The sequence below is a fragment of the Micrococcus antarcticus genome (assembly GCF_044872765.1).
Lineage (GTDB): Bacteria > Actinomycetota > Actinomycetes > Actinomycetales > Micrococcaceae > Micrococcus.
Map to the genome: position 1 here is coordinate 1,655,888 of NZ_CP085253.1, position 13,554 is coordinate 1,669,441.

Genomic DNA, 13,554 nt, shown 5'->3' on the forward strand with positions numbered 1-13,554 from the left:
AGGAGAACCTCATGTCGAACGTGCTCATCCTCGGCGGCCACGGCAAGGTGGCCCTGCTGGCCGCCCCGCTGCTCGCCGCCGCCGGCCACACCGTCACCTCAGCCATCCGCGACGCCGCCCAGAGCGCCGACGTCAAGCAGGCCGGGGCCACCCCCCTCGTGCTGGACATCGAGCACGCGGGCGTGGACGAGCTCACCGAGGCCTTCCGGGGGCAGGACGCGATCGTCTTCTCCGCCGGCGCCGGCGGCGGCTCCCCCGAGCGCACCCGGGCCGTGGACCACGACGCCGCCGTCGCGAGCATGCGCGCCGCCGAGGCCACGGGCGTGCGGCGCTACGTGATGGTCTCCTACCTCGGCGCCTCGCTGGAGCACGGCCTGCCCGAGGACGACGACTTCTTCCCCTACGCCCAGGCGAAGGCCGAGGCGGACGCCGCGCTGCAGGCGACCGACCTGGACTGGACCATCCTGGGCCCCGCCGCGCTCACCCTCGTGGAGCCCACCGGCCGCATCACGGTGGACCCGGACCTCGACGCCCCGGACGCCCCGAGGGGCGAGGTCTCCCGCGGGAACGTGGCCCGCGTGATCGCGGCCGTGCTCGAGGACCCGTCCACGGTGCGCACGCGGATCGAGTTCGTGGACGGCGACACCCCGATCACCGAGGCGGTCGAGGCGGCCTGAGGCCCTTGACGCGCCCCGCCCCGTATGCCCGAATGGGCGCATGAGCCTGTACCTGATCACCGTGTGGCACGCGCCGGGCGTCCACGCCACCGGCGCCGCGTACCAGTCCCCCGAGGAGATGCAGATCGCGCACGAGCGCGTCAGCGCCTACAACGCCATGCTCCAGAACGCCGGCGCCTTCGTGGGCGCGGGCGGCCTGATGCCCCCGGAGGAGGCGCTCGTGGTCGACGCCACCGCCGCGGAGGGGCCGGAGAAGGCGAGCACCGCGGCCGAGGTGCGCGGCGGCATCCTCGCCCGGGGAGACCTGCAGATGGGCGGGTTCTGGATCGTCGAGGCCCCGGACGACGCCGGTGCCCGCACCTACGCCGCCGAGGCCTCCTTCGCGTGCGGGCAGCCCGTGGAGCTGCGCCGCCTCCAGGGCTGACGCCGGTGCGCGAGGGCGCTCCGGAGGGAGGGCCCTCGCTCTGCGAGGTCCCCGAGCTGGCCGATGGCGAACTCGCCCTCCGCGCCGCCGACGGCCGCCACGCGCGCAGCCTCGGCGCGCTCATGCGGGACGTCGAGGTGCAGGTGCTCACCGGCTCCGTCTCCTCCACGGCCGAGGCCGAGGCGCTGGCCCGCGGCGAGGCCGAGCCGGATCTGAGCTCCGCCCAGCTGAGGGCGGTCTATGACCGCTGGGCGGGGGCTGAGGACCGCGCGGTCTGGGCCATCGAGGTGGACGGCGCGGTGGTGGGCGAGGTCCTCCTGCTGGACCTGGACGCGGAGAACCGGGTGGGCGGGATGCGCCTGTGGCTCGCCCGGGAGCGGGACCGCGGGATCGGGACGCGGGCGCTGCGCCTCGTCCTGGACCACGCGTTCGGCACCGTGGGACTGCACCGGGTGGGCCTCGAGGTGTACGCCCACAACCCACGCGCGGTCCACGTCTACAGGAAGCTGGGCTTCGTGCTCGAGGGGACGCTCCGCGAGGCCCTGCTGCTGGACGGGCGCTGGGTGGACTGCCACGTCATGGGGCTCCTGCGCCACGAGTGGGCGGCGGCACGGAGGGCGTGACGCACCGCTCAGGCCGGCGTGAGGCGCCGGTCGAGGTCGCCGAGCATCCCCATGAAGCCGGTGAAGCCGGTGAGGATCCCCACCAGCACGAGCCCGACGGTGCGGGAGCCGAGGCGCGGCACGTCCAGGAACGGATAGGGGTACCAGTCGATCCGCCGCCCGCGCGTCATGGTCATGGCGGCCCACAGCAGGGGGATCACGGAGGCGAGGCCGGCCCGGCGGTGCGTGATCTGCCCACGGGGGTCGAAGAGCGCCCACACGGCGGGGGCGAGCACGGGGTTCACCACGTGCTGCAGCGTGTCGTTGACGCGGTAGAGCGCGGTGTCCTCCTCGTGGCCGCGCAGCACGGCGTTGTACACGATGCCCGTGACCATCACGGAGCCCAGCCCCGCGGTGCGCAAGGCCCAGAACGCGTCCGACGTCGGCGCCGTGTCCCGCGCGGCGAGCGTCAGGGAGGTGCCGGCCACGAGCGCGTTGGACAGCCACGTGAAGTAGGCCGGCTGGTTCAGGGCGTGCGCCCACCCGGCGGAGAAGCCGCCCTGGTAGCCCACGCCCGGGATGACCATGGTCGCCTTCCTGGCCCCGATGGAGAACGAGGTGAGGCACCCGACGGCGGGCAGCACTCCGGCGCTCCACCACGCCAGACGCGCGACCGGGCGCGGCGCGACGGCCGCCGTGCGGCGATGACGACGCAGGCGGTGCAGGGAGGAGGGCAGGCTGACGCGGGGGGTGGGAAGGGGCATGGGGGACCTCGCACGAGAACGCGGTGGCGGGACGGAGGAATCCCCCCAGTGTTGCATGAACGGAAGATGAACGGAAGTCGTCGAGAGGAAGAACGCACGCGCGGGGGCGCCCGCCCCCGCGCGCACCCCGCCCTCAGACCTCGGCGAGGACCCCGTCCGGATCGTCGATCCGCACGCGGACGCCGTCGGCCTCGAGGCGGTGCACGCCCTCCGCCATGAGCCGCCGCCCCACCTCGGTCACCCGGTCCACCCGCTCGAGGTTCAGCACGACCTCCTCGATAGCCCCGTCCTCCTCGCCGGCCGCCACCGCGTCCTCCAGGGCGCCCCGGCCGACGGCGGTGCACGCCGCCACATCCGGGTGCTCATCCCCGTCCCAGGACCAGCCCCGCTGCCGGCGCTCGCCCGTGCCGAGGTCCGCGAGCGCCGAGACCACGGCGTCCGCGCCGCCGAAGCGGATGACGCCCTGCAGGTGCAGGCGCACGCTGGCGCCCTCGCGGCTGACGTGGCGCACCACGGTGCCGCCCAGGGCGTCGGCCTCCATGATGTGCAGGTTCAGGTCCTCGGACATGCGGCGGCACACCCGCACGCCGCGCAGCGAGCTGCCGTGGGCGTCCAGGCGGGGGGAGAACACGCCGATCCCCACCTGTCCGGGCAGGGCGCCGAGCACGCCCCCGGCCACGCCGGACTTCGCCGGGATCCCCACGTCCACGAGCCACTGCCCGGCGTCGTCGTACATCCCGGAGGAGCTCATGACGGAGAGGACCTGGCGGGCCACGCGCGCCGCGATGACCCGCTCGCCGGTGAGCGGGTGGAGGCCGCCCGCGGCGAGGCACGCGCCCATGAGGGCGAGGTCGCGGGCGGTCACGAGGACGGAGCACTGCGCGATGTACCCGGCGACCACGTCCTCGGCACGGTCCTGGATGATGCCGTGGCTGCGCATCATGTGGCCGAGGGAGAGGTTGCGGTCCGCGGTGGCCAGCTCGGCCTCGTAGGACTCCTGGTCCACCCGCAGTGGCCGGCCGGCGAGCGCGGAGAGCAGGGAGACGAGCCGGTCGATCCGCTCCTGCGGGCGCGCGTCCGGCCCCACGAGGAGCTGGTGCACGGCGATGGCGCCGGCGTTGATCATGGCGTTGTCCGGGCGGTGGGACTCCGCCTCGAGGGAGAGCTCGTTGAACGCCTCCCCGGAGGGGTTCAGGGCCACGCGGGCGTCCACCTCGGCGCGGCCGCGGTCCATGAGGGCGGCCGCGTACCCGAACGGCTTGGAGACGGACTGGATGGTGAACTCCGTCTCGTCGTCGCCGGCGGAGTAGAGGTGCCCCGTGACGGTGGCGAGGGCGATGCCCAGCCGGTCCGGGTCCGCGGTGGCCAGCGTGGGGATGTACTGCGCGAGCTCGCCCTCGTTGGAGTCCCGGAGGGAGTCGTGGAGGGAGCGCAGGTAGTCCTGGATCGGGTGACGCATCAGCGGGCCTCCCACCACATGCCGGTGAGGTCCTCGGTGCCGAACGCCCGCACGGGCTCGATCTCGGCGAACCCGAGGCGCGCGTAGAACGGCACGTTGGCCCGGGTGGAGGACTCGAGGTAGATCCCGGTGCCGTCCGCGCGCCGCTGCCGGTGGCGCACGAGGGCGCTCGCCGCGCCCCGGCCGCGGGCCGCGGGAAGGGTCCCGAGGTCCGCGAGGTACCAGTGCGGGACCGTCGGGCGGGCGCGCTCGCACGCGGCCACGGTGAGCGCCATGTCCAGCGCGTGGGCGCCGTGCACGCGCAGCAGGCCGGGCACGGAGGCGACGGCGGCCGGCACGGTGGTGCCGCGCGGCGCGTCCGGCGCCCCCCACAGGGCGGCGGCGAGGACCGTGCCGTCCGCGGGGTCCACGGCGACGTCGACCGCGCCGGGCACCCGCCCGTCGGGCCCGGGAGACAGGGCGTCCCGCACCGCACCGGAGAACTTGCGGGTCAGCCGCTCGACCCTCCGGGCCGCGGGGAGGAAGGAGACCGTGTAGGGGTCGGTGAGGAAGGACTCGGCGAGGACGGACGCCACCCGGCGCACGGTGCTCCCGCGCAGCGCGTCCGGCCGCAGGGTCACCACCTGCACGCGGGCGCGGTCGAGGGCCGGGGAGGGGTCCGGGGACGTCATGGCCGCCAGTCTAGGGACCGCGGCGCCGTCGCGGCCCGGCGTCACCGGCGCGCGGGGGCCGACGTGATCGGGGACACTGGGGGCCATGACGACGACCCCCGACGTGCTCGCCCTGCTCGAGCGGGAGCTGCCCGGCCGCGTGGACACCGCGGCGGAGGCCCTCGAGGCCGCCCGCACCGACCGATCCGGCCACCGCTCCCCCGCCGCTCCGCTGGCCGTGGTGCGCGCCGGCCGCGTGGAGGACGTGCAGGCCGCGTGCCGGATCGCCCACGCCACGCGGACCCCGCTCGTGACCCGCGGGGCAGGCACGGGGCTGGCCGGGGGCGCCGTCGCCGGGGCGGGCGAGATCGTGCTGGACGTCAGGGCGATGGACCGGATCCTCGAGGTCTCCCCCGCGGACCGCGTCGCCGTCGTCGAGCCCGGGATCCTCAACGGCGCGCTCAACGCGCGCCTGGCCGAGCACGGGCTGTGGTGGGCGCCCGACCCGGCCTCGAAGGACATCTCCACCGTGGGCGGCAACATCGCGATGAACGCGGGCGGGCTGCTGTGCGCCAAGTACGGCGTCACGCGTGAGGCGGTGCTGGGGCTGGACGTGGTGCTCGCCGACGGCACGCTCCTGCGCCTCGGCCACCGCACGGTCAAGGGCGTCACGGGCTATGACCTCACCGCCCTGCTGATCGGCTCGGAGGGCACCCTCGGCGTGATCGTGGGCGCCACGCTCGCGCTGCGCCCGCTCGTCCGGGGCGCCCAGGTGACCCTGGGCGGGTTCTTCTCCGACGTCGTCGCCGCCGCGGCCGCCGCCCAGTCCGTCACGGGCGCGGGCCACGTGCCGGCCCTGATGGAGCTCATGGACGAGGCCACGCTCGCGGCGGTGCGCGCGTACGTCGGCCCGGAGCTGGGCGCGGCGCTGCCCGAGCGCGGCGCGTTCCTGCTGGTGCAGGCCGACGGCGCGGGGGCGGCCGAGGACGGCGCCGCGATGGCGGCCCTGATGGAGGCGGCCGGCGGCGCGGTGACCGCCACCGCGGACCCCAGGGAGGCGGAGGCGCTCATGGCCCTGCGCCGCAGCGCGTTCCCCGCCCTCGAGGCGCTCGGCACCCCGCTCGTGGAGGACGTCGCGGTGCCGCGCAGCCGCATGGCGGAGATGTTCGCGCGGATCCGGGAGATCGAGGCGCGCACGGGCGTCGCCATCCCGACGTCGGCCCACGCCGGGGACGGAAACCTGCACCCGGTGCTGGTGTTCGGCTCGGCGGGCGAGGTGGGCGGCGAGGCCGGCACCGCGATCCCGGAGGCCGTGTGGGAGGCGGCGGGCGAGCTGTTCGCCGCCGGACTGGAGCTGGGCGGCACCCTGACCGGAGAGCACGGCGTGGGCCTGCTCAAGCGGGCGTTCCTGAGGGACGAGCTCGGGGAGGCCCAGCACGCGCTGCAGGAGCGGATCAAGGCCGTCTTCGACCCGCACGGGATCCTCAACCCGGGCAAGATGTTCACGCCGGACGCGGCCTGACGGGGCCCGGGCGGCGGCTGTGGAGATCCCAGGGCCCTCCAAGGCGGCGGCTCTACGCTCGGGGGCATGCCCGAGGAGCAGCCCCGCACGCCTCCGCCGTCGCCGGAGCGCCCGCCGTCGCCGTCCGAGCGCGCGCCCTCAGCGGCGACGGCCCTGGAGACCCTGCGCCGCACCCCCGTCGCGCAGCTGACGCAGATGCCGCCGGCCATGACGCGGGCCCTCGGCGCCCTGCGGGAGGACTTCGAGCGGTTCGACCTCGAGTACCGCTCCGCCCTGGTGCAGGTGGAGACGCGCCTGGAGACCCTGCAGGACGAGTTCGCCCTGGCGCACGACCACAACCCGATCGAGCACATCGTCACCCGGGTCAAGTCGCCCGAGTCCATCCTGCGCAAGGCCGCCGACCGCGGGCTCTCCCTGGACCTGGACGCGATGCGCCGCACGGTCACGGACATCGCGGGGGCGCGCGTGATCCTCAGCTTCACCGAGGACGTCTACCGCGTGTTCCGCCACTTCACCTCGCAGCCGGACATCCGCCTCGTGGAGGTGGAGGACTACATCGCCTCCCCCAAGCCAAGCGGCTACCGCAGCCTGCACTGCCTCGTGGAGGTGCCGGTCCACTTCTCCACGGGCACGCGCCACGTCACCGTGGAGATGCAGTTCCGCACGATCGCCATGGACTTCTGGGCGTCGCTCGAGCACAAGATCAACTACAAGTTCCAGGAGGACGTGCCCGCCGACATCGCCACGGAGCTCGTGGCCGCCGCCCGCGTGGCGGCGGACCTGGACTGCCGGATGGAGCACCTGCACCGGCAGGTCGCCGAGGGCCCCGGCGACGCGGGTCAGCCCGCCGGCGGCACCGCGTCCGGGGCGAGCGCGTAGATCCAGGCCCGCACCGTCCGGCCGTCCTCGAGGAGGACGTGCGCGTTCGAGCGGCCCGGCGCGAGGGTGCCGCAGACCGCGCGGCGGTGGTCCGAGGACGTCACCTCAGTCAAGGCCGAGCACCCCCCGGAGCTGCTCGAAGGCCTCCGGGACCACGGTGTAGTGCGCCCAGCGACCGCGCTGCTCGCGCGTGAGCAGCCCCGCGTCCACGAGGCGCCTCATGTGATGGCTCACCGTGGACTGCGCGATCCCGAGCTCCGCCGTGAGGTCGCACGCGCACACGTTCTCGCAGCCCTGCGCCGCCACGTGGGAGAGCAGGCGCAGGCGCATGGGGTCCGCGAGCGCCTTGAACACGACGGCGGTCCGTGACGCCGCGTCGGCCGAGAGGGGCGCCGTGGTGAGGGAGCAGCAGTCGGCGGGCAGGGCGCCCGCGTCGGGCCCAGACCCCGGGGGTTCACGCGTGGACAGGGGGGTGCTCATGCGAGCATGCTACTCACATTGACGTCCATCGATCTGTGATCGTCGCGTCCACATGCCCTGCGTCGACGCGACCCCTCGCGTCGCGTCACCGCTCCCCTCCCCCGCCGGACCGACCCGAACAGGCTGACATGACCCCTCCCGTCGTCGCCCCCGCCGCCCGCACCCCGTCCGCCGACCACCATCCCGTCCTCAAGGAGATGTCCTTCCTGGACCGCTGGCTCCCCCTGTGGATCCTGCTGGCCATGGGCCTGGGCCTGCTGCTGGGCAACCTCATCCCCGGCCTCGACCACGCCCTCGAGTCGGTCACGATCGCCAACGTCTCCGTGCCGATCGCCGTCGGCCTGCTCGTGATGATGTACCCCGTGCTGGCCAAGGTCCGCTACGACGAGACGCGGCGCATCACCGCGGACCGCCGGCTCATGGCCACCTCGCTGCTCCTCAACTGGATCGTGGGCCCCGCGCTCATGTTCGGCCTCGCATGGCTCTTCCTGGCGGACCTGCCCGAGTACCGCACGGGCCTGATCATCGTGGGCCTGGCCCGGTGCATCGCCATGGTGCTCATCTGGAACGACCTCGCGTGCGGCGACCGCGAGGCCGCCGCCGTCCTCGTGGCGATCAACTCGGTCTTCCAGGTGCTCGCCTTCGGCGTCCTCGGCTGGTTCTACCTCCAGGTCCTCCCCGCCTGGCTCGGGCTCCCGACGACGTCGGCCGAGTTCTCCGTCGGGGCGATCGTCCTCTCCGTGCTCGTCTTCCTCGGCATCCCGCTGCTCGCCGGCTTCCTGACCCGCACGGTGGGCGAGCGGGCCAAGGGGCGCGACTGGTACGAGAACCGGTTCCTGCCGAAGCTCGGCCCGTGGGCGCTCTACGGCCTGCTCTTCACGATCGTGCTGCTCTTCGCCCTCCAGGGCCAGGCCATCGTCGAGAGCCCCCTCGACGTCGCGCGAATCGCGCTGCCGCTGCTGGCCTACTTCGTGATCATGTTCCTGGGCTCCCTGCTGCTGGCCCGCGCCGTGGGCCTCGACTACGCCCGCGCCACCACGGTGGCCTTCACGGCCTCCGGCAACAACTTCGAGCTGGCCATCGCCGTGGCGATCGGCACGTTCGGCGTCACCTCCGGACAGGCCCTCGCCGGCGTCGTCGGGCCGCTGATCGAGGTGCCCGTGCTCGTGGCCCTCGTCTACGTCTCGATGTGGCTCGGCCGCCGCCTGTTCCCGAACGATCCCACTGTGCCCGGCCCCGTCGTGTCCGGCAGTGCCTCCGAGCCGACCGAGCGCGACGCCGCCGCCCGCCCCTGACGCCCACCTCCCTCCCACCCTCTCCAGGAGAACCCCGTGAACGATCAGCAGACCGCCGCCGCCCGCCCCTCCGTCCTGTTCGTCTGCAGGAAGAACGGCGGCAAGTCCCAGATGGCCGCCGCCCTCATGGAGCGCCTCGCCGGCGACGCCGTGGAGGTGCACTCCGCCGGCACCCACCCCGGTGAGGAGGTCAACGCCCTCGCCGCCGAGTCGGTGGCCGAGGTCGGCGCGGACATGTCCCACGGCACGCCCAAGCCCGTCGACCCCGCGCTCGTGGCCCGCGTGGACCGTGTGGTGGTGCTGGGCGACGAGGCGAAGGTCGAGCCGGCGGAGGGCATGGCCGGGAGCATCGAGACGTGGCGCACCGACGAGCCCTCCGAGCGAGGCGTCGAGGGCGCCGAGCGCATGCGCCTCGTGCGCGACGACATCGACGCGCGCGTGCACGCCCTGTTCGCGGAGCTGACCGGGCAGGCGACGCCGACGGATGACGACGAGGACGCCGAGGACCGTCCCTCCGTGCTCTTCGTGTGCGTGCACAACGCGGGCCGCTCGCAGATGGCTGCCGGCTGGCTCGAGCACCTGGCCGAGGGCCGGGTCGAGGTGCGCTCCGCGGGCTCCGCCCCGAAGGAGGAGGTCAACCCGGCCGCGGTCGCCGCCATGGCGGAGGTGGGGATCGACATCGCCGCGAACACCCCGAAGGTCCTCACCACGGACGCCGTGAAGGACTCCGACGTGGTGATCACCATGGGCTGCGGGGACACCTGCCCCGTCTTCCCCGGCAAGCGCTACGAGGACTGGGCGGTCGAGGACCCGGCCGGCCAGGGCGTCGAGGCCGTGCGCCCGATCCGCGACGAGATCCGCGCGCGCGTGGAGACGCTCGTCAGAGAGCTGCTCCCGCGCCTGTGACCTGCACCATCGCGGACGGGCGATCCCGCAGACCTTGGCACACCTGTGGCCAGATCGTGACCGAAAGACCGCAGGAGCGACGCGGTCTCAGGCTTAGCCTGGACCGGTGCTCTCGTCCCGCCCCGCCCGCCGTCTCCGTCCGCTCGCCGCCGCCGCGCTCGTCGCGGCGATGGCACTGACCGGCTGCTCGAGCGGGTCCCCGGACGGCCCGGCCGCGTCCTCCGCGCCGTCGTCCGGCGCATCGTCGGCGCCGGCCTCCTCCGCTCCTGCCTCCTCGCCCTCGGCGGCAGAGGCCGGCGCGACCGCGACGGAGGGCTCCCCGGAGTGGCCCCGCACCCCCACCCTGGACCGCATGCCGTTCGCCGGCCTCGACGTGAGCACGATCTCGGACAACCACCGCGCCACCCACCTCGTGGTCCCGCAGCTCGCGGGTGCCGAGCCCCTGAACTCGCGCCTGCGCGATCAGGCGCAGCGGCGCGCCGAGCAGTTCTGGTCCGACTCGGAGGGCAGCGAGGTCTCCGTGGCGCCCCCCTCGCTCTCCGGCTCGTGGCAGGCGGTGGGCGTGTCCCGGGACATCGTGGGCGTGCTGACGTCGGTGACGGAGTTCGCGGGTGCGGGCCACTCCATCGAGGAGCGGACCACGTGGTTCGACGCCGCCGCCGGCACGGTGGTCGAGCCCCTGGACCTGGTGTCCTCGGACAGCCGCGGCCTCCTGGAGCAGCGCGTGCACGCGGCCGTGGACGCCCTCCCCGGCGCCGAGCGGGAGATGAGCCCCTCCAGCGCGGACACCGCGTGGGAGCAGCTCCGCGACGGGGACGTCCGCACGTGGTTCACGCCGGAGGGCGACCTTGCGATCGGCTTCTCGGAGCACACGATCCTGGCCGGCAGCGCGGGCACGCCCGCGATCACGCTTCCGGCGTCCGACGTCGAGCCGTGGCTCTCCGACGCCGGGCGGGCGGTCCGCACGGCCGTGACCCGGCCCGACGTGGAGGCGTGGAACGCGGCGCATGCCCCCGTCACGGCCGGGCCGACGTCGTCCGCCCCGGCTCTGACACCCCCCGTCACCCCCGCACCGGCGTCCAGCTCCGAGGCCGCGCCCCGTGCGACGCCCACGGCACCCTCCACCCCCAGCGCGACGAAGAAGTCCTCCTCCACCCCCAGCGCGACGAAGAAGCCCTCCTCCGCCCCCAGCGCGACGAAGAAGCCCTCCTCCACCCCGGCCGCGGGCAGGGGCAGGACGGACTGCTCGGTCAAGCGCTGCATCGCCCTGACGTTCGACGACGGCCCCAAGCCCGCGACCGACGCCCGGCTGCTGGAGATCCTGGCCCGTCACGACGTCCGGGCGTCCTTCTTCATGATCGGCTCCTCCGTCGATGCGTTCCCGGGCACCGCGAAGAAGATCAGCGCCGCGGGCCACGAGGTGGGCAACCACACGTACACGCACGCCCTCCTGAAGCCGCTGGGCCGGGCAGCCCTGGACGCCGAGCTCTCGAAGGCCAGCACGGCCATCGAGCACGCGACCGGGGTGCGGCCGGCGGTCATGCGTCCGCCCTACGGCGCCTACAACGCCACGGTCACCACGGCGATCGAGGCCCACGGCATGCGCAAGGCCATGTGGACGGTCGACACGCTCGACTGGAAGCACCGCGACCCCGCCAAGACGCTCGCGATCGTGAAGAAGGAGGCCGCCCCCGGCGGGATCATCCTGATGCACGACATCCACGCCACGACCATCGAGGCCGTGGACCCCGTGGTGACCTGGCTCCAGTCCCAGGGCTACACCCTCGTGACCGTCTCCGACCTGCAGGACGGCTGATGGCCCCGCAGGTCAGACGCGATACCCTGGCCGCGAACGCACCCTCTCCCCGCCCCCAGGACACGAGGAGGCCACCCCATGCGGATCGCTGATCCCGGCCCTGCCGCCCCCGACCCCGGACGCGGCGCCCCCAGCGGCCCGGATGCCGTCGACCCGCTCACCGCGGGCCTCGGCGAGCTGCGCCGCCGCTATGCGGAGGCGCTCGGCGCCGAGACGGTGGAGCGCCACGTGCAGGACGCCCTGGCCGACCTGGCGCGTGCCGGCACCACGGGGCCGCACCTGGAGAAGATGGCCGTGCGCTTCGCGGCCTCCCGGCTGGACGCCCTGGCCGAGGCGGAGGGGCTCGTGGACCCACAGGCCCCGCGCGTGCTCTTCGTGTGCGTGCAGAACGCCGGCCGCTCCCAGCTGGCCGCCGCCCTGCTGGCCGAGCACGCCGGCGACGCCGTTCGGGTGCTCTCCGCGGGGTCCCGCCCCGCCGCGCACGTCCACGGCACCGTGGCCCCGCTGCTGGCCGAGCACGGCGCGGACCCGGAGGAGACGTTCCCCAAGCCCGTCACCGAGGAGATCCTCCGGACGGCCGACTACGTCATCACCATGGGCTGCGGCGACGAGTGCGAGGTCCACCCGCACACCGTGCACCGGGACTGGCCGGTGGGCGACCCCGCCGAGGCCGACTGGGACCGCCTCCAGGAGATCGTGGCGGACATCGAGCGGCGCGTGGCCGAGCTCTGGGCCGAGATCCAGGCGACCCTGCCGCGCTGAACCGCCGGCTCCCGCGTCCGCCGCGCGGCCTCAGGCCCGGCGGCCGAGGCGGGCGAGCAGGCGCTCCTGGCGCGGGGCGCCGTCGGCCACGGGGATCGCGGCCCCGAGGATCCCCGGGGTGTAGGCCCGCTCGCCGAAGCTCTCGAGGGCGGCCTCCACGTGGTCCATCTCCGCGTCCGTGAACTGCTCGTCCACGCCCTGCGAGCGGGCGAGGTCCCAGCGATGCACGATCAGGTCGAACACGTGGAAGTGCAGCAGCGCCTCGCCCACGGTCATGGCGCCCACCGCGGTGTCCATGGCCCGCTGCGTGAACTCCGGATCGCCCGCGAGGGCGGACATGGCGGCCTCGTGCTTGATCCACTGGAGGTGCCTCGGGGAGCGCGAGCCGTCGAACACGGGGACCTCGCGCCCCTGACGGGCGGCGAAGTCGCGCTCCGCGGTGACGACGTGGTCCAGGAGGTCCGCGGCAGTCCAGCCGTCGCAGGGGGTGGGCGCGTCCCAGTCGGCCACGGCCTGCACGAGGGCGGTGAACGGGGCGGCGGCGGCGTCCCAGCGGGCTTCGGTCTCGGTGGTGGCCATGGGGTCTCCTGAGGGTCGGTGCGACGCGGACGGCGTGTCCGCGCCGGGAACATGATCCCCCATTCCGGCGCGCGCCGCGCAGCGCCGCCACCGTGGAGGGGGCAAGCGCCTGGGCTGAGGGGCCGCCCTCAGGGCAGCAGGGCCTCGATGACGGTCTCGATGCTCGTGAGCACCGTCTCGCGGTCCACCTCGTCCGGGCGGAGGTGGCGTTCCACCGCGACGGTGTGGACGAGCATCAGCAGGAGCGCGGCCATCCGCGTCAGCTCCGCGTGGTCCGCGCTCGCGAACCGCTCGTGGTTCTCGAGCAGCTCCACGAGGAAGGCGCGCCGGCGCTCGCTGAAGGCCGCGTACTCGGCGCCCACCACGTCGTCGCGCAGGGCCACGGCCTGGAACTCGTGGACCAGCACCGGCCACTGGCCCGAGGCGTTCAGGACCGTGGACCCCAGGGCCTCGGCGAGCCGGCGCGTCAGCTCCTCCCGGCCCACCCCCTCCTCGACCAGCGCCGCCGCCACGCCGCGCATCGCCTCCGTGGTGATCCGCTCGAACTCGGTGGCGCACACCTCCGCGAACAGCTGCGGCTTGCCGCCGAAGCCCGAGTACACCGCGCCCTTGGTGTAGCCGGCGTCGGCCGCGATCCGGGCGAGCGACGCCTTCACGTACCCCTCGTGCTCGAACGCCCGGGCGGCGTGGTGCAGGAGGTCGGCGCGCACGTCGGCGCTGCGGGGTCGAACGGCCATGT

The 13,554-nt window shown here is 74.5% G+C and carries 16 protein-coding genes and 1 pseudogene; 10 read left to right on the top strand and 7 right to left on the bottom strand.

Going from position 1 to position 13,554, the window contains the following annotated elements:
- The first annotated feature begins 11 nt into the window (after positions 1 to 11).
- Genes LG274_RS07735 through LG274_RS07745 form a run of 3 tightly spaced genes read left to right on the top strand, consistent with a single transcriptional unit; the run spans position 12 to position 1,724 of the window.
- Positions 12 to 677 carry an NAD(P)H-binding protein gene (locus LG274_RS07735; RefSeq protein WP_404463766.1) on the top strand — a complete coding sequence of 222 codons (666 nt, stop codon included), beginning with the start codon at positions 12 to 14 and terminating at the stop codon, positions 675 to 677.
- A gap of 40 nt (positions 678 to 717) precedes the next feature.
- Positions 718 to 1,101: a YciI family protein gene (locus LG274_RS07740; protein WP_298714362.1), complete on the top strand. Its 384-nt coding sequence runs from the start codon at positions 718 to 720 to the stop codon at positions 1,099 to 1,101.
- A gap of 5 nt (positions 1,102 to 1,106) precedes the next feature.
- The gene (locus tag LG274_RS07745) at positions 1,107 to 1,724 is read left to right on the top strand and encodes a GNAT family N-acetyltransferase (protein WP_404463768.1); all 618 of its coding nucleotides are present in this window, start codon (positions 1,107 to 1,109) and stop codon (positions 1,722 to 1,724) included.
- A gap of 8 nt (positions 1,725 to 1,732) precedes the next feature.
- Here the strand turns inward: LG274_RS07745 and LG274_RS07750 are convergent, their stop codons facing one another.
- The 3 genes from LG274_RS07750 to LG274_RS07760 all read right to left on the bottom strand — a co-directional run bounded on the left by LG274_RS07750 (position 1,733) and on the right by LG274_RS07760 (position 4,597).
- On the bottom strand, positions 1,733 to 2,467 hold the full coding sequence (locus LG274_RS07750) for a Pr6Pr family membrane protein (protein ID WP_248115774.1): 735 nt from the start codon (positions 2,465 to 2,467) through the stop codon (positions 1,733 to 1,735).
- 133 nt (positions 2,468 to 2,600) lie between these two features.
- On the bottom strand, positions 2,601 to 3,926 hold the full coding sequence (gene glsA, locus LG274_RS07755; RefSeq protein ID WP_248115775.1) for a glutaminase A: 1,326 nt from the start codon (positions 3,924 to 3,926) through the stop codon (positions 2,601 to 2,603).
- Positions 3,926 to 4,597: a GNAT family N-acetyltransferase gene (locus LG274_RS07760; protein WP_298714374.1), complete on the bottom strand. Its 672-nt coding sequence runs from the start codon at positions 4,595 to 4,597 to the stop codon at positions 3,926 to 3,928. The genes glsA and LG274_RS07760 overlap by 1 nt, the downstream gene beginning before the upstream one ends.
- Before the next feature lie 85 nt (positions 4,598 to 4,682).
- On the opposite strand from LG274_RS07760, the gene LG274_RS07765 reads away from it, so the two are divergent.
- Both LG274_RS07765 and LG274_RS07770 read left to right on the top strand, forming a co-directional pair.
- Positions 4,683 to 6,098 carry an FAD-binding oxidoreductase gene (locus tag LG274_RS07765; protein ID WP_404463771.1) on the top strand — a complete coding sequence of 472 codons (1,416 nt, stop codon included), beginning with the start codon at positions 4,683 to 4,685 and terminating at the stop codon, positions 6,096 to 6,098.
- Between the two features lie 66 nt (positions 6,099 to 6,164).
- Positions 6,165 to 6,977 carry a GTP pyrophosphokinase family protein gene (locus tag LG274_RS07770; RefSeq protein WP_404463773.1) on the top strand — a complete coding sequence of 271 codons (813 nt, stop codon included), beginning with the start codon at positions 6,165 to 6,167 and terminating at the stop codon, positions 6,975 to 6,977.
- Here LG274_RS07770 and LG274_RS07775 read toward each other — a convergent pair.
- A complete protein-coding gene (locus LG274_RS07775) occupies positions 6,938 to 7,090 on the bottom strand; it encodes a hypothetical protein (RefSeq protein ID WP_248115779.1) in 153 nt (50 codons plus the stop codon). The genes LG274_RS07770 and LG274_RS07775 overlap by 40 nt on opposite strands.
- On the bottom strand, positions 7,083 to 7,457 hold the full coding sequence (locus tag LG274_RS07780) for a helix-turn-helix transcriptional regulator (RefSeq protein WP_298714387.1): 375 nt from the start codon (positions 7,455 to 7,457) through the stop codon (positions 7,083 to 7,085). Before LG274_RS07780 ends, LG274_RS07775 begins: the two co-directional genes overlap by 8 nt.
- Positions 7,458 to 7,585: 128 nt before the next feature.
- Here LG274_RS07780 and arsB point away from each other — a divergent pair, with 128 nt between their 5' ends.
- The 5 genes and pseudogenes from arsB to LG274_RS07805 all read left to right on the top strand — a co-directional run bounded on the left by arsB (position 7,586) and on the right by LG274_RS07805 (position 12,236).
- Complete coding sequence (arsB, locus tag LG274_RS07785; RefSeq protein WP_298714390.1) at positions 7,586 to 8,752, top strand: ACR3 family arsenite efflux transporter; 1,167 nt, start codon at positions 7,586 to 7,588, stop codon at positions 8,750 to 8,752.
- A gap of 126 nt (positions 8,753 to 8,878) precedes the next feature.
- Positions 8,879 to 9,142: pseudogene (locus LG274_RS07790) on the top strand (low molecular weight phosphatase family protein); the annotation flags it as partial.
- 165 nt (positions 9,143 to 9,307) lie between these two features.
- Complete coding sequence (locus LG274_RS07795; RefSeq protein WP_404466032.1) at positions 9,308 to 9,658, top strand: arsenate reductase ArsC; 351 nt, start codon at positions 9,308 to 9,310, stop codon at positions 9,656 to 9,658.
- Between the two features lie 106 nt (positions 9,659 to 9,764).
- Entirely contained in the window at positions 9,765 to 11,474 is a 1,710-nt protein-coding gene (locus tag LG274_RS07800; RefSeq protein ID WP_404463776.1) for a polysaccharide deacetylase family protein, read from the top strand.
- A gap of 78 nt (positions 11,475 to 11,552) precedes the next feature.
- On the top strand, positions 11,553 to 12,236 hold the full coding sequence (locus tag LG274_RS07805; protein ID WP_404463778.1) for a low molecular weight phosphatase family protein: 684 nt from the start codon (positions 11,553 to 11,555) through the stop codon (positions 12,234 to 12,236).
- A 30-nt stretch (positions 12,237 to 12,266) separates the two neighbouring features.
- Here the strand turns inward: LG274_RS07805 and LG274_RS07810 are convergent, their stop codons facing one another.
- Positions 12,267 to 12,815 carry a TIGR03086 family metal-binding protein gene (locus LG274_RS07810; RefSeq protein ID WP_248115784.1) on the bottom strand — a complete coding sequence of 183 codons (549 nt, stop codon included), beginning with the start codon at positions 12,813 to 12,815 and terminating at the stop codon, positions 12,267 to 12,269.
- 128 nt (positions 12,816 to 12,943) lie between these two features.
- Positions 12,944 to 13,552, bottom strand: a complete 609-nt coding sequence (locus LG274_RS07815) for a TetR/AcrR family transcriptional regulator (protein ID WP_248115785.1) — start codon at positions 13,550 to 13,552, stop codon at positions 12,944 to 12,946.
- Positions 13,553 to 13,554: the final 2 nt, after the last annotated feature.

Bases quoted from the DNA above. Each gene is read 5' to 3' on its own strand.
- LG274_RS07735 (WP_404463766.1), top strand. From the start codon at position 12: ATGTCGAACGTGCTCATCCTCGGCGGCCACGGCAAGGTGGCCCTGCTG.
- LG274_RS07765 (WP_404463771.1), top strand. From the start codon at position 4,683: ATGACGACGACCCCCGACGTGCTCGCCCTGCTCGAGCGGGAGCTGCCC.
- LG274_RS07780 (WP_298714387.1), bottom strand. From the start codon at position 7,457: ATGAGCACCCCCCTGTCCACGCGTGAACCCCCGGGGTCTGGGCCCGAC.
- LG274_RS07740 (WP_298714362.1), top strand. From the start codon at position 718: ATGAGCCTGTACCTGATCACCGTGTGGCACGCGCCGGGCGTCCACGCC.
- glsA (WP_248115775.1), bottom strand. From the start codon at position 3,926: ATGCGTCACCCGATCCAGGACTACCTGCGCTCCCTCCACGACTCCCTC.
- LG274_RS07760 (WP_298714374.1), bottom strand. From the start codon at position 4,597: ATGACGTCCCCGGACCCCTCCCCGGCCCTCGACCGCGCCCGCGTGCAG.
- LG274_RS07815 (WP_248115785.1), bottom strand. From the start codon at position 13,552: ATGGCCGTTCGACCCCGCAGCGCCGACGTGCGCGCCGACCTCCTGCAC.
- arsB (WP_298714390.1), top strand. From the start codon at position 7,586: ATGACCCCTCCCGTCGTCGCCCCCGCCGCCCGCACCCCGTCCGCCGAC.
- LG274_RS07810 (WP_248115784.1), bottom strand. From the start codon at position 12,815: ATGGCCACCACCGAGACCGAAGCCCGCTGGGACGCCGCCGCCGCCCCG.
- LG274_RS07770 (WP_404463773.1), top strand. From the start codon at position 6,165: ATGCCCGAGGAGCAGCCCCGCACGCCTCCGCCGTCGCCGGAGCGCCCG.
- LG274_RS07805 (WP_404463778.1), top strand. From the start codon at position 11,553: ATGCGGATCGCTGATCCCGGCCCTGCCGCCCCCGACCCCGGACGCGGC.
- LG274_RS07750 (WP_248115774.1), bottom strand. From the start codon at position 2,467: ATGCCCCTTCCCACCCCCCGCGTCAGCCTGCCCTCCTCCCTGCACCGC.
- LG274_RS07795 (WP_404466032.1), top strand. From the start codon at position 9,308: ATGGCTGCCGGCTGGCTCGAGCACCTGGCCGAGGGCCGGGTCGAGGTG.